The organism is Candidatus Abyssobacteria bacterium SURF_5 (genome assembly GCA_003598085.1).
Lineage (GTDB): Bacteria > Abyssobacteria > SURF-5 > SURF-5 > SURF-5 > SURF-5.
In genome coordinates this window covers 22,482-36,293 of record QZKU01000044.1, presented here as the reverse complement: position 1 = coordinate 36,293, position 13,812 = coordinate 22,482, and the positions used below count along the sequence as shown (strand labels likewise).

Annotated in this window: 11 protein-coding genes; 8 read left to right on the top strand and 3 right to left on the bottom strand. The window is 55.7% G+C overall.

Translation table 11 applies throughout. The annotated features are described in order from the left end of the window. Window positions 1-1,185 precede the first annotated feature (1,185 nt). Genes C4520_05955 through tsaE form a run of 4 tightly spaced genes read left to right on the top strand, consistent with a single transcriptional unit; the run spans window position 1,186 to window position 4,844 of the window. Entirely contained in the window at window positions 1,186-2,232 is a 1,047-nt protein-coding gene (locus C4520_05955) for a cobalamin-binding protein (protein RJP23631.1), read from the top strand. After that, complete coding sequence (locus C4520_05950; protein RJP23630.1) at window positions 2,070-3,245, top strand: iron ABC transporter permease; 1,176 nt, start codon at window positions 2,070-2,072, stop codon at window positions 3,243-3,245. The genes C4520_05955 and C4520_05950 overlap by 163 nt, the downstream gene beginning before the upstream one ends. Before the next feature lie 4 nt (window positions 3,246-3,249). Further along, window positions 3,250-4,353: a Nif3-like dinuclear metal center hexameric protein gene (locus C4520_05945; GenBank protein ID RJP23629.1), complete on the top strand. Its 1,104-nt coding sequence runs from the start codon at window positions 3,250-3,252 to the stop codon at window positions 4,351-4,353. 5 nt (window positions 4,354-4,358) lie between these two features. Further along, window positions 4,359-4,844, top strand: a complete 486-nt coding sequence (tsaE, locus tag C4520_05940) for a tRNA (adenosine(37)-N6)-threonylcarbamoyltransferase complex ATPase subunit type 1 TsaE (protein RJP23628.1) — start codon at window positions 4,359-4,361, stop codon at window positions 4,842-4,844. Window positions 4,845-4,847: 3 nt separating this feature from the next. On the opposite strand, the gene C4520_05935 is transcribed toward tsaE, so the two are convergent. Beyond that, complete coding sequence (locus C4520_05935; protein ID RJP23627.1) at window positions 4,848-5,792, bottom strand: nitronate monooxygenase; 945 nt, start codon at window positions 5,790-5,792, stop codon at window positions 4,848-4,850. A 164-nt stretch (window positions 5,793-5,956) separates the two neighbouring features. After that, window positions 5,957-7,552, bottom strand: a complete 1,596-nt coding sequence (locus tag C4520_05930) for a phosphoenolpyruvate carboxykinase (ATP) (GenBank protein RJP23626.1) — start codon at window positions 7,550-7,552, stop codon at window positions 5,957-5,959. A 345-nt stretch (window positions 7,553-7,897) separates the two neighbouring features. On the opposite strand from C4520_05930, the gene C4520_05925 reads away from it, so the two are divergent. The 4 genes from C4520_05925 to C4520_05910 all read left to right on the top strand — a co-directional run bounded on the left by C4520_05925 (window position 7,898) and on the right by C4520_05910 (window position 12,432). Continuing rightward, the gene (locus C4520_05925) at window positions 7,898-8,776 is read left to right on the top strand and encodes a hypothetical protein (GenBank protein RJP23625.1); all 879 of its coding nucleotides are present in this window, start codon (window positions 7,898-7,900) and stop codon (window positions 8,774-8,776) included. 177 nt (window positions 8,777-8,953) lie between these two features. Further along, the gene (locus C4520_05920) at window positions 8,954-10,129 is read left to right on the top strand and encodes a class I SAM-dependent rRNA methyltransferase (protein ID RJP23624.1); all 1,176 of its coding nucleotides are present in this window, start codon (window positions 8,954-8,956) and stop codon (window positions 10,127-10,129) included. Between the two features lie 106 nt (window positions 10,130-10,235). Further along, window positions 10,236-11,354, top strand: coding sequence for a YjgP/YjgQ family permease (locus C4520_05915; protein ID RJP23623.1), 1,119 nt, complete (start codon window positions 10,236-10,238; stop codon window positions 11,352-11,354). A 1-nt stretch (window position 11,355) separates the two neighbouring features. Then, window positions 11,356-12,432, top strand: a complete 1,077-nt coding sequence (locus C4520_05910) for a YjgP/YjgQ family permease (GenBank protein RJP23622.1) — start codon at window positions 11,356-11,358, stop codon at window positions 12,430-12,432. Between the two features lie 36 nt (window positions 12,433-12,468). On the opposite strand, the gene C4520_05905 is transcribed toward C4520_05910, so the two are convergent. After that, a complete protein-coding gene (locus tag C4520_05905; GenBank protein RJP23633.1) occupies window positions 12,469-13,719 on the bottom strand; it encodes a transcription termination factor Rho in 1,251 nt (416 codons plus the stop codon). Window positions 13,720-13,812 lie beyond the last annotated feature (93 nt).

Sequence of the window (13,812 nt, the reverse complement as noted above, 5' to 3'; positions counted from 1 at the left end):
CACATTCCCACAACGCCTACTACTGCTGATTCGCTTCGCACCTTTAAAGACAAAGACCAAAGAAAAGAGCATTTTACAGAAATTTCTTGACATTACTCCGCAAATTTCGCGAAACTGTCTGTTCTTTCCTTCGTGGCAAGCTTTGCCCCCGATTGAACCCGTTAAAGTGTGTATGCTATACTTTTAAAGCTGAAGGGTGTTTGCTTCCGTTCCTGTGCGATTTTGCAGGAGCGGAGCAGGTTTCATCAGGGAAGGTCTTTTCGGCAGCATGAGTTTTTTAGGTAAAGCGATTGCGACGGGAATCGGGACTGTTCCGCATATGGAGCCGGACCGGCCCATCGCCCTGATTCTTGAACACTTTACGGAAGCGCCGTTCTGGCCTCAGCTCAGCAGAAGGCGGTTTCTGGAGCAGATGCTGGTACAGTTTACCGAGAAGATGTGCGGGGTTATCGTGGATGAATCGTCGCGTCGAATCCAGTTCACACAAGCCGCCCCCGATCTTCAAGCGGAGTTCTACGAGCAGTATATCAACGGGCGCGTTGACTACTTCTCAATCTCGCCCGAGTATGCGGAGGGGCTGCATGCTTTTCTGTCCGCCGTCGAGAAAAGGCGAATCCGTCCCCCGTTTCTCAAGGGGCACCTGGTTGGCCCGATCACGTTCGGTCTGAGCGTACTCAATGAAGCGGGATACGGGATCATTTATGATGAAGCCGCAGCCGACATCGTGATCAAATGCCTGGAGATGAAGGCGCGGTGGCAGGCGAAGCTGTTTCAGGAATACGGTGCGACCCCAATCATTTTCATTGATGAACCGTATCTTTCCAGTTTTGGAGGTCCATTCAGCAGCCTGACGCGCGAGCGGATCATCGACATCCTCGATCAGCTCATTCGTCCCATCCGGCAGGCAGGCGCTGTGGCAGGCATTCACTGCTGCGGCAACACTGACTGGAAGATGCTGCTCGAGACCGAGACCGACATCATCAGCTTCGATGCATTCGGCTACCTCACCGGTTTCGCCTGTTACAGTTCGGAGATCTCACAGTTTCTCGAACGCGGCGGCAGGATTGCCTGGGGGATGGTGCCGACGGAAGCATATACCGGGACGGAGACGGCGCCCGTTTTGGCAGATAGAATGAATGCGGCATTTGCGGCTTTCGATTCGAAGGGGATTGATGGTCACATGGTATGGGAACAATCGCTGATCACGCCCAGTTGCGGTGTCGGCCCGATTGCCGACGAGCGCGCCGCGGAAGAGATCTTGATAATGGCGACGCGGCTGTCACAGGCGATGAGGGAAAGGAACGGCCGGAAATGAAGACGCCGAAAGCGATTGTTGCCTTTCTTTTCCTGATAATGCTCGGGTTCCCTTCGTGCGGGAATGAGCCACAGAAACCGATCATGTCTTCCGCCGACGCGCGGGCGCAAGAGATGCCCCCGAACCGGATCGTCTCGATGGCGCCGAGCATAACTGAAATAGTTTTTGCGCTCGGGCTCGGCGAGAAGGTGGTGGGAGTGAGCGATTTCTGCGATTATCCCCCCGAGGCGGCCAAGAGACCGAAAGTGGGCGGCCTCGTGAACCCGAACGTCGAGGCTGTGATCGCGCTTGAGCCTGACCTTGTCATCGCGCTCCCGAACGCGACTCATGAGAATACGTATCGCTCGCTCAGGCAACTCGGCATCAAGATGCTTTCGCTCCCGAACGACACAATCGCCGACCTTTACGCCACCGTTGAAACCATCGGGCAAGAGGCCGGCGCCGAGGCGGCCGCCGCCGAGATGATTAAGGGACTGCAGGAGAAGTTTGCCGAGGTCGGCAGTCGCGTGGCGGACAGACCGAAGCGCAGGGTCATGTTCATCGTCGGAATGGACCCGCTGTTCGTTGCGGGCAAAGGGACCTTTATCAATGATTTGATCGGGATCGCCGGCGGCGAGAACATTGCCGGTGACAGCTCAATGAAATATCCGCAGCTGAGCATAGAGCAGGTTGTCTCGAAAGCACCGGAAGTGATCTTTTACACATCGCTCAATTTCGAATTGACGGGCGATCAGGAGAAGCAGGCGGAAAAAGTATGGAGCGCCTACTCGACGATTCCGGCGGTCAAAGAGGGACGGATACACGGATTGGTGGCGGATCATGTGACTCTTCCCGGCCCGAGGCTTCGAATCGGGATCGAGGAGATGGCCCGGGCAATCCATCCGGAGGCATTCCCGCAACGAGAGCAGGATCAGTGAAACGGCTGACCGCAAGACGATGGCTGGCGGTGGTTTTTTCGATGACGATGCTGCTGCTTGCCGCGATTGTGGTGTGCTCGCTCATTGGGCCGACTCCGCTCGACATTGGCGAAGCGCTCGAGTCATCCATCGTTCCCAACCCCCAGCGAATGATATTGTTCGGCATCCGGCTCCCGAGAATTCTCCTGGCGGGGCTGATTGGCGGGGCGCTGGCGGGCGCCGGAGTGGTCTTCCAGGCGATCCTGCGGAACCCGCTGGCAGATCCGTACGTGCTCGGGATTTCGAGCGGCGCCGCATTGGGGGCGGCAAGCGGAATCCTGATGAATCTGCAGCAAAGCCTGGTTGGATTCAGCGCGATCACCGTCTGCGCGTTTGCCGGAGCGCTGCTTACCATTTTCTTTGTTTATGCGATCGCGCAGAGCTACGGCCGCGTGCTTACGCATTCGCTGCTCCTGACCGGCGTCATTATCAACTACGTATTTGCCGCGCTGATCATGCTGATTACCGCTCTTGTCGACTTCACCAAGGCCCGCGAGATCATTTTTTGGCTGATGGGAAACCTGAGCAAGACCGAATACAACTACTTTACGTTATTGGCGGCTTTTGGATATATTTTTATTGGGTCAATGATCCTGCTGTGGCGCTCGCGCGACCTGAATCTGCTCAGCCTCGGGGAAGCATCCGCAAGCCAGCTCGGCGTGGAGGTGGAACGACTGAAGCGGTTGGCCTTTGTGGCGACATCATTGATAACCGCGGGCGCGGTGGCCGAAGCGGGTCCGATTGGATTCGTTGGATTGATCATACCGCATGCGATGCGGATGCTATTCGGCCCCGACCACCGGCTGCTGTTTCCGGCGGCATTTTTGGGCGGCGGCATTTTCCTTATTTTCTCCGATACGGTTGCGCGGGTGGGAATTGGAGGGAGCGAGATTCCTGTGGGCGTGGTGACCGCGTTGTGCGGCGGTCCCCTGTTCATATTCCTGTTGCGCAGGCAGATACGAAAAACGGGGTGAAACTGTGACAGCATCGATATCGACAATTGTTGAAGCGATGGAGCGGATCGCGCCCCCCCATTTGGCGCTTCCCGATGACAATGTCGGGCTGCAGGCGCCGGGTCCGGTGTCCGTGGAAAAGGTGTTGCTGAGTCTGGATGTCGACGTGCGGGTCGTGAATGAGGCGAAGCGGAGGCGGGCGAACCTGATTATTGCGCATCATCCGGTCATTTATCGGCCGCTGTCAGCGATCAGAAGCACCGATTTTAGCGGACGCGTCATCCTGTCGGCGATCCGGAACGACATCGGCATTTATATCGCCCACACGAACCTGGACTGCGCGCAAGGCGGCGTCAACGACGCTCTGGCCGATCGCCTCGAGCTCAAGAACGTGCGCGCGGTGAAAGTGACGCATTCGGAGAAGAAATACAAGCTGGTGACATTTGTGCCGGAGACACACGTCGACAAGGTGCGCTCAACCATGTGCGAGGCCGGCGGAGGCGCGATCGGCGAATACAGCTATTGCACCTTTCAAACTCCGGGAACCGGAACTTTTCTGCCCTCGGCAAACGCCACTCCTTTTCTCGGCTCAATGGGAAAAATAAATAAAGAAGCTGAATTGAGGCTGGAGATTTTAATACCCGGCGCCTCTTTGTCCGCTGTTGTTCATGCGCTTAAAGAGGCCCATCCGTATGAGGAAGTCGCCTACGACGTTTACGAACTCGCCGAAGCGGGCCGGCGGTTGGGGCTCGGCCGCATTGGCGAGCTGCCCGAAGCGGTCAACTTCAAAGATTACGTCGACCTGGTAAAGAGACGGCTCGGGATCAAACAAGCGCGCATAACCGGCCGCGACAGAGCCAAGATAAAGAACGTCGCAGTCTGCGGCGGCAGTGGCGGCGATCTCCTCGCGGGCGTTCTTGCGGAGGGTGCTCACGCCTACATCACGGGAGAGATGAGGTATCATCAGCTGCTCAATGCGGATGCCTCGGGCCTTTGCGTGGTTGAGGCGGGTCATGGAGCGACCGAGCGGGTCGTATTGCCCGTTCTCGCGAAGAAACTCCAGCGGAAAATTCCGGGAGTCGAATATATTCTCTCGCGCGTCCGGACTGACCCCTCCGACTGGATGTAGTGGTTATGAGGCTGCTGTCGAATTCCCCCGACGACACCCGCCAGATCGGGAAACTGCTCGGGCGGCTTCTGAGGCTCGGCGACGTGGTGGCGCTGGCAGGCCGGCTCGGCAGCGGAAAAACCGTCCTCACGCAGGGGCTGGCCGAAGGACTCGATGTGGACCCCGATGAATATGTATCAAGTCCTTCTTTCACGATTGTGAACGAATATCGGGGGAGAACGCCGATCTTCCACGTCGATATTTACCGGCTGCAAGGGCAACCCGAGATGGTGGCGCTCGGGTATGAGGAGTACTTTGATCCCCGCGGCGTGACGATAATCGAGTGGGCCGACAAGGTGCGCGATCTGCTTCCCGAGCGACATGTCCTCATCGAGTTTCAGATATCCGGCGCGGAACGGCGCGAGCTGACAGTGACACTCGCGGGAGATTGGCCGCCGGAAATAGCGGCCGAAGTGCAGAAAGTTTTGCAGCCTTACCAGAGAGAAAGATGACTTTCAGCGCACCCTCGCCACGGCCTCTTCGTATTCTTTTTTCAATTGCTCAAACAGCCCGGCTACCGTCGGGATATCATGAACCAGTCCCGATGATTGTCCGGCCTCGAAGACGCCTTCGTCGACGTTCCCCTCGATCATTCCTAATTCGGCGCGATTGTGTTCGTCGCCGATGATCCTGAGAAGTTCTTCGGTTGACGCGCCCTTACGTTCAGCCTCAGCCATGCGAACCGTGAAAGCATTCTTGAGCGAGCGCAGCATGTTCATCTTGCGTCCGGTAATGATGGTTCCATTATCCAGCGCTTCGACCAGTTTCTGCTTGAAATTATGATGAGCATTGCATTCGACGGTCGCGACAAAGCGCGTGCCCATCTGCACGCCCTCGGCGCCCAGCACAAGAGCGGCGGCGATTCCCCTGCCGTCGGCGATTCCTCCGGCTGAAACCACGGGCAGATCTACCGCGTCCACCACCTGCGGGGTAAGCGCGATCGTACAGATCTCGTCCATGCCGTCATGTCCGCCAGCCTCATATCCTTCGCAGACAATGGCATCGAATCCGGCATCCTGCGCTTTCTTCGCGCCTTTCACAGAAGGTACAACGTGAATAATGATGGTGCTGTCCCGCTTCAGCAGGGGCGCGGCCTTTGCCGGATTTCCGGCTGACGTCGTGAAAATCCGACATCCCTCTTCGAGGCCGATCTTGCAGATTTCCTCGAAGTCGGGCCGCATCATCGGGATGTTTATGCCCCACGGTTTTTCCGTCTGCTTTCGGACCTGGCGGATATTTTCGCGAATCTGGTCCCAATCCATGGAACCGGTCCCGATTTGGCCGAGTCCGCCGGCATTAGAGACCGCTGCAGCCAATCGCCAGTTCGACACCCAGACCATCCCGCCCTGGATGATCGGATATTCTATATTCAGTAATTGAGTCAACCTCGTTTTCTTCATGACAGACTTTCCTGGTTATTAGAATTTGATGGGGTGAGACACCTTGGTTGGCAATTCTAATAAATCGGTTTCCAGAAAGTCAAGGAAACAAAGCGCCGCGAAAGGGATCTGATCGCTTTCGCGGCAACTCATGGGCAAGGCAGGTTGTTCAGAAACTTGAAGGCTTACGGAAGGAATACTTTTCGGATCGCCGGGTGAAGCCCGGAGCCGACCTCTTCTATAGCCTGTATCCTTGCCTTCTTCAGTTCTGCTTGCCGCTTCGTGAAATCGGCGGCGTTAAAAAGGCGCTCCGGGTGAACGAAGATCGGGTCGACGAGCCGGATCGCCTTTGGTATTTCGAAGCCTATGTTCGGGTTCATTTCCCAGTCCTCGAGGCCGCCCCTGCACAGCGAGTCCAGGATTCCCATCGTGTCGTTCAACGTGATATCGTGATAGCGGAAGCCCTCGCCGACGCCGCCGGTATTGATCAGGAAGCATCTCAAATTTTTCAGGTTCTTGATAATTTCATAGAAGATATTGGCATGTTCCGCTTTGTCGCCGGCGATAAAGGGGTCATAAAAAAACTCGCTGATGATCTTGCCGGCCTGCGTCGGATCTCCGGCGGAAGATTGCATTGCCTGCCCGAGCACCATGAAGGCGGCCGCCTGTTCGGCGTTGAGGCGGCATATCGCGGGTATGGTGGGGCCTCTCGTGATGAGCACGAGGTTCTCGATGCCGTCAACATCTATCTTATTGCCGGCATGCATGAAATCGCGGCGGACGATAATCGCTCTGCCGTTGGACGTTTTCTCGGAGTTATAGAAATCGAAATTTCCGCTGTCGTCGAGCCAGACATTCTCAAAGAAAGTGGCCGGCTTGAGTGCGCCGTAATAGGTTTCGCGCTGGTCGCGCGGGTTCAGTCCGTCCGTTTTTACGAAAATGCCGCCGGCCTCAAAGCCATAGAACGAGCCGTCGGGCATGAGGGTGCCGCCATCGTCCTGGATCAACCACGATTCCTCATGATCTTTCCATGCCAGCACGCGGCTGGTGGTGGTGGTTTTGCCATTGGCCGAAAGCGCAATCAGCAGCGAGCGGACCCATTCGTAGCCACCGTGCGCCTGCTGGAGATAATCCGCGCGGCAGCCGGCGTGCAGGAAAATTCCACCGCGGTTCGCTTTTGCAACCCAGTCTTCAGCGGCAAAAATCCCCTTTTTCAATTCGCCAAAATAGTTGCTGTTGCGGATGATCTTCACCATTCTGCCATTGGGCAGATACGCGACCCGGATGGTGATGTCCTTCTTGGGCAGCGGTTTTGATTTATTCGAGCTGAAGTTGTCGTCGAAAAAGAAAATGATGATATATGTCGGATCGGCCACTTTTCCGTTCGCGCGGCCGAATTGATTTTCGCCCGCATAGATGAGGTGGGCAAATCGTTTTGGGACAATGGCCCGTGCCGTTGTACCCAATGCTCCGTTGCCAACGAGGAGGTCAAGACTGACAAGCTGCTCGCGCGCCAGGTGCTGCTCGCACTGCAAAAGAAGCTTCTCCTCCTCGTCCCCGAATCGGTCGTCCACGTTATTTCTGGTGAACTGCGCCGCACGCGAATTCGGTTCGGAGTCGACCGAGAAACTCCCATAACTGGAAACTGACACGCCCTCTTCTTTTTCGACCATCGCTTTCAGATGGTCTTTGTCCGGGTTGGCTATCAGCCGGCCATCGGCAAGAGCCTGTTCGAAGATCCTTTGTGCGGTTTCCAGAAAACGATTGATCTCAAAGCTCATGTTCCACACTCCTGTTTTGTTTCCCAAATAATTCTTATAATAATATCATATTTGCGGGCGAAAAACCAGCCGCTCAGTTCGCCTTTTTCGCACATCCATCGGTCCATCGGCAACCTTTCTGAATACGGGTTTTTTCCGATTCGCTCGACCAGGCGTCTCGCTTCTCTTGACTTTCATGTGCGGCGCGTACGATACTAAGCAAATGGAAACTGTTTGAAGTTCGGGATCATCGGCAAGAAAGAAGGCATCATGGGCAAGAGGTATTTGGATAGAAAAGCGGCATCCAAAGGCGCATCCGCTCGGATGATGCAGATGCAGCATTGAGCGCAGGCAACACTGCAGAACATGCAGGATCTTCTCGGTCTGGGAGATACCAAACGAATCAGGGCGGCCGCCGGGTTGGCCGGCGGGATCGGCCATCAGGCGGCGGTATGCGGCATAGTAACGGGAGGGGCCTTGACGCTTGCGCTCGCGAGCGCGCAATCGGAGGACGATCAGGCTGCCATCACCGCGCGCGGGAGCACGCACGTGAACCGATTTGTCCGGCTGTTTGCGAAAAAGAACGGCGGTATCCTGTGCGGGGATATCGCCCGCACCGATTTCACCGATTCAGGGCAGGTGCGGCGGTACCTGCTGGTCGGGTCGCGCACCTGTGTGAAAGCGGCCTCGCGAGCGGCTGAGGATTTAGTGGATATCATAGAGGAGAATCGGCCTCCTGAAGAGAGATTTACCGAGCTGAATCGCGGCTTTTTCGATGCCGATTTTCATTGCGCCTACTCCGTCATCTGCCAGGCATGCGAGAAGTCGATGCGAAACCAGATGCTCGGGCCGAATCTCCTCGTCCCGTTGAATGGCGGCGTCGGCTACACCGGGTCCACCTGCGCCGCGTTGATAGGCGGGTGCATGGCTATTGGGCTGGCGCGGGGAGGCGACACCAGCGAGACGGGAATCCTTTCCGCGGTGAAGAGGGTTTTGTTCACTCTTGCTCTCGGTTCGTCCGCCTACGCGAGGCCTGATCTTTCGCCGGCAAACGATGCGCTCGAGCGCTGCTCCGAACTATTCTCCTGGTTTCAGAACAGGTTCGGCGACCATCAATGCCGAAGGATCGTCAAGATCGACTTCGACGACTCCGCGAAAGTCGGCAATTTTTTTCAACACGACATCGAGCAATGCAAGGCATTGGGCGCCGAAACAGCCGCAAGAGCGGCTGAATTATCACGCTGACTGCGGAAACAGGTTGCCTGTCAGCGGGCACGGCATACCGCGCCCACACATCCAATATTGATTGCCTCGTCCTGCGTCGGAATCTAACACCTTAGACTGGGAGAGCAGGAGCTTGAAGTCGTCTCCTCAGACACCACTCGCTGTTAATCTTGTATCTGGACCAGGTTCCGGCAAGCCATGAAAACAGTTCAATTAAAGAAAAATGAGGACAGGCGCGCGCGAGCGGGCCATCTTTGGATCTACAGCAACGAGATCTCCAATGTCAGGCAGGAGTTTGTGCCGGGAGAGCTTGTGGACGTTTTTTCCTCCGGCGGCAACTTCATCGGCCGGGGATATATCAACCCGCAGTCCCTGATAAGCGTGCGTCTTTTGGCGCGCGAGCGGCGCGAGATCGACAAGGATTTCTTTGCGGAACGCATCAGGCGCGCCGATCAGCTTCGCCAAACCTTGTATCCGAACGAAAAGAGTTACCGCCTTGCATATGGAGAGGCCGATGGACTGCCCGGCCTGGTGATCGACAGGTACGAAGACGTTTATGTCATTCAGGTCTCGACGCTCGGCATGTATGTGCGCCTGGCGGAGATCCTGGGGGCGCTTCCCGCAGCCGGAATAGCCGCCGCTGCAGTTATCCTTCGAACTGACACTCCGATGGCTCAGTTGGAAGGTTTTCCGGAGGAGAGCCGGGTTTTGAGCGGAGAATGTGAACATCCCGTAAGGATACGGCAGGACGGCCTGCTCTTCGATGTGGACGTGCTGGAGGGACAAAAGACGGGATTATACCTTGACCAGCGCGACAATCGAGTGGCAGCGGCACGGCTTTTTGCCGGAGCACGAGTGCTTGATTGCTTCTCCTATATGGGCGCGTGGGGGCTGTATGCCGGTTTTGCGGGCGCCCGCGATGTGTTAGGACTGGATTCATCCTCACGAGCGATTGAGGCGGCCCGCCGGCATGCCGAGTTGAATTCACTCGAGCCGGTTTGCCGATTCGAGGAGGTCGATGTGTTTGAGCGGCTGGAAGATCTGACTCGATCGGATGAACGATTCGACTGCATCGTCCTTGACCCGCCAGCGCTGGTGAAAAGCAAGCGGCATCTGCCGCAGGGGGAAGCCGCGTACGAGCGGCTGAACCGGCTCGCAATGACCATTTTATCTCACGATGGCTTCCTGATAAGCTGTTCGTGTTCATTTCATGTCTCGGGAGAACTCTTTTGGCTAATTCTTTCCAGAGCGGCTCGGAAGAAGCGCAGGAGCTGCACACTGATCGAGTGGCGCGGGCAGTCGCGCGATCATCCGATTCCACTCGCGATGCCGGAGACATCCTACCTGAAATGCGCGTTCCTCCGCGTGTCATAGAATCTGCCGGGTGAAAGTCCTGCCGCCGCCTTTACCGGCCGCCGAGGCGCATGATATAATAAGGACTTGATACTGTTTGGCTTAGAACAGATCTCCCAATCGAGAAATGAACATTATTCATAAACATGTCGCGCGGGAAGTGATGGTTCCCTTCTTCCTTACGTTTCTGGTTATCACCTTTCTCGTTGTTGTCGGCAACCTGCTGAAGGAGATCGGAGACCGCTTTATGAGCAACGGCCTGGGCCTGCTCGACGTTGCGATCCTGATTTCGTACGCATTGCCGTCCTTAATGATCTACACTATCCCCATCGCTCTGTTATTCGCTACGCTTATCGCATTCGCTCAATTATCGAACGACTGCGAGATTATCGCCATGAAATCGGCCGGAATCCCAATCATGAAGGTTTTTGTGCCGGCCGTCGCTGTCGGCATGTTTGCGACGCTGCTGTTGCTCATTCTTGGGGCCGAGGTATCTCCGCGAGCTAAACGCGGCATGAAGGTCTTTATCATTGAGAAGATCATGGAGAAACCGACGCTGGTGTTAAACGAACAGGCGTGGACGCAAGAAGTGAACAACATGCGGATATTTGTGGGGGATATTGATCATAAACGGATGCGGCTGAAGGACGTTGATATCGTAATCAACCCGGACAACGGGCCCCGGCGAAACATAGTGGCAAAAGCCGGGAGAGTATTTCTGAGTGAAAAAAAGGACAAGGTTTTCCTTGAACTTGAAGAAGGCGCGATACACGAGTTCGACATGGCGGAGCCGGATACATATTCAACCACGACATTTGGCAGGTTCACGATTCCGGTGGAAGTAGAGGCGCTTAACCGCAACATTCGGCGCTATCAGGCGCTGGAAGATCTTTCTCCGAAGGAGATGACGCTTTCCCAGTTAATCCGGCAGGCGGGCGATCCAGCGATTGAGAGACAGGAACGGCGGAATCTTTTGCGTCATGTCGGTGAGCGGACGGCGATGGCGTTCATGCCGCTGGTGTTCGTGCTGGTCAGCGCGCCGCTGGGAATTATTCCGCACAAGGCGCGGCGCATGTACGGGTTGGCCGTGTGCGCAGGGCTGCTGCTGGCCTATTATTCTCTTTTGATGTTGGGGGAGGCCCTTGCGAAGAAAGGAGTGGTCAACCCGCTGCTTGGCATGTGGATTCCGAATCTGTTTCTGGGAATTGCAGGCATCATCTGCATGGCGCGAGCGGAGAGAAAATAAGATGAGCATCCTCACCAGGTATATCTGCCGCCGAGTGCTCCTGTATTATTTCAGTTTTCTTTTGATCATGCTGGCGTTCTTCATCTTCGTCGACTTCATGGAGAACATTGACCGCCTGACAAAGCACCAGGCCCCGCTTTCGCTTCTATCGCTGTATTATCTTTGCCTGACGCCGCGGGTGCTGATCGAGATTTCCTGGATCAGTTTTCTTGTATCCATCCTGTTTGTATTTGGCGGACTGGTAAAGAACAATGAGATGGCGGCGCTGTTATCCGGCGGGATCAGTGTCTACAGCGTGGCCGTTCCGATACTGGCAATCGGCGTGATCCTGTACCTGTGTGTATTCATCATGCAGGAATTTCTCGTCCCTCGTGGAATGCTGACGGCCAACGAACTGGATGAAAACAAGTTCCTGCACAAGTCGGGTCCGCAAATCTCCGATGTCGCCGGATTTGGCCGGAGGAACCTGTTTTATTATTTTGACCTCGTCGATACGGAACAAGGCGTCCTGAGCGGCGTGCATATTCATCATATGAAAGACGGCTTCTTAACCGAACGGATCGATGCCGAAGAAGCGATATGGGACACAGCATCCGAACGATGGTATCTGGAGAATGGCACCGTCAAAAAATTCGACGCCGAAGGGGCCCTTCTGGAGACCACCGCCTTCGTCCAGATGAAGGCGCCGTTCAAGGAATCGCCCAAGACATTGCAGATGCATGCGTCAGAGGAGGTGCTTCTCGGCGCCAGAGGGCTTCATCATCAGATCAAGAACCTCGAGAGAAGCGGCTACGACGCGCAGCGTCTGAAAGTGCAGTATTACTCGCAATTTGCCGTACCGGCCGCGAATATCATCGTCATTTTCCTGGCGCTGCCTTTTGCGCTCGAGTGCCGCAGGGGCGGCCTGGCAACCGGCTTCGCCCTCAGCTTGATCGCAGCTCTCCTGTACTACGGGACGTTCCAGATAGGAATGACGCTCGGCAAGGGAGGCTCTCTTCCGGCTGTGCTATCGGCCTGGCTGGCAAACATCCTCTTTTTCGGTATCGGCGCCGCATTGACAATAAGGGCGAGAACGTAATGAGCGAAGGGATGCCGGCCCCTGAGCGCCGCCGGATTACATCTTCTGCATCGAATCCAAAAATTCCTTATTGCTCTTGGTCTTCATCATTTTCTCTTGAATCAGCTCGAGCGCCTCGACAACACCCAGCGGATTGAGCACCTTCCTCAGAATCCAGACCTTGTTCAGTTCCTCAGGCGAAAGAAGCAGCTCCTCTTTTCGCGTTCCCGACTTGTTGATGTCGATCGACGGGAATATCCGCTTATCGACTAGACGCCTGTCGAGGTGAACCTCCATGTTGCCGGTGCCCTTGAATTCCTCGAAAATGACGTCGTCCATCCGGCTGCCCGTATCCACGAGAGCCGTCGCGAGAATGGTGAGGCTCCCTCCCACTTCGATATTACGGGCGGCGCCGAAGAATCGCTTCGGCCGCTGCAGCGCGTTCGAATCGATACCGCCTGAAAGCACCTTGCCGCTGGGCGGAATGATCGTGTTATAGGCCCGTGCCAGGCGGGTGATGCTGTCGAGCAGGATGACGACATCCTTCTGATGCTCGACGAGACGCTTCGCTTTTTCGATAACCATCTCGGCCACCTGCACGTGGCGCTCCGGCGGCTCATCGAAAGTAGAGCTGATGACTTCGCCCTTCACCGAGCGTTCCATATCGGTCACTTCCTCGGGACGCTCGTCGATCAGCAGCACGATCAGCACGATCTCCGGATGATTAATCGCGATCCCATTCGCGATTTTCTGCAACAAAACGGTTTTCCCTGTCCGCGGGGCCGCAACAACGAGACCTCTCTGTCCCTTTCCGATGGGAGTCAACAGATCCATGATGCGCATGGATACTTCCTGCGAAACTGTCTCCAGGCGGATACGTTCCTGCGGATAGAAGGGGGTGAGGTTGTCGAAAATGATCTTCTCTTTTGCAACCTCGGGATCCTCGAAATTCACCGCCTCCACCCGCAGAAGGGCGAAATAGCGCTCGCCTTCCTTCGGCGGTCTGATCTGGCCGGAGATGGTGTCGCCGGTGCGGAGCCCGAACCGGCGTATCTGGGACGGGGAGATGTAAATATCGTCGGGTCCAGGCAGGTAGTTGTAGTTGGGCGAACGCAGGAAGCCGAAGCCGTCCGGCAATATCTCAAGCACTCCTTCTCCATAAATGGAGCCTTCCGACTCGATCCGGGCCTGGAGTATCTTGAAGATCAGTTCCTGCTTCTTCAACGAACTGTAGCCGTTGATGTTGAGGTCTTTCGCCATTTTCGATAGTTCTGGAATCGTTAATTCTTTCAGTTCTGCAAGATTCATCCTTCCGTTCATCCTCTCTTTCGGAAAATTCTCCTTTTCTTCCTCTGCATCGTTCATTTGTTTTTTTGGTACTTTTTGAATGGTCATTCACCT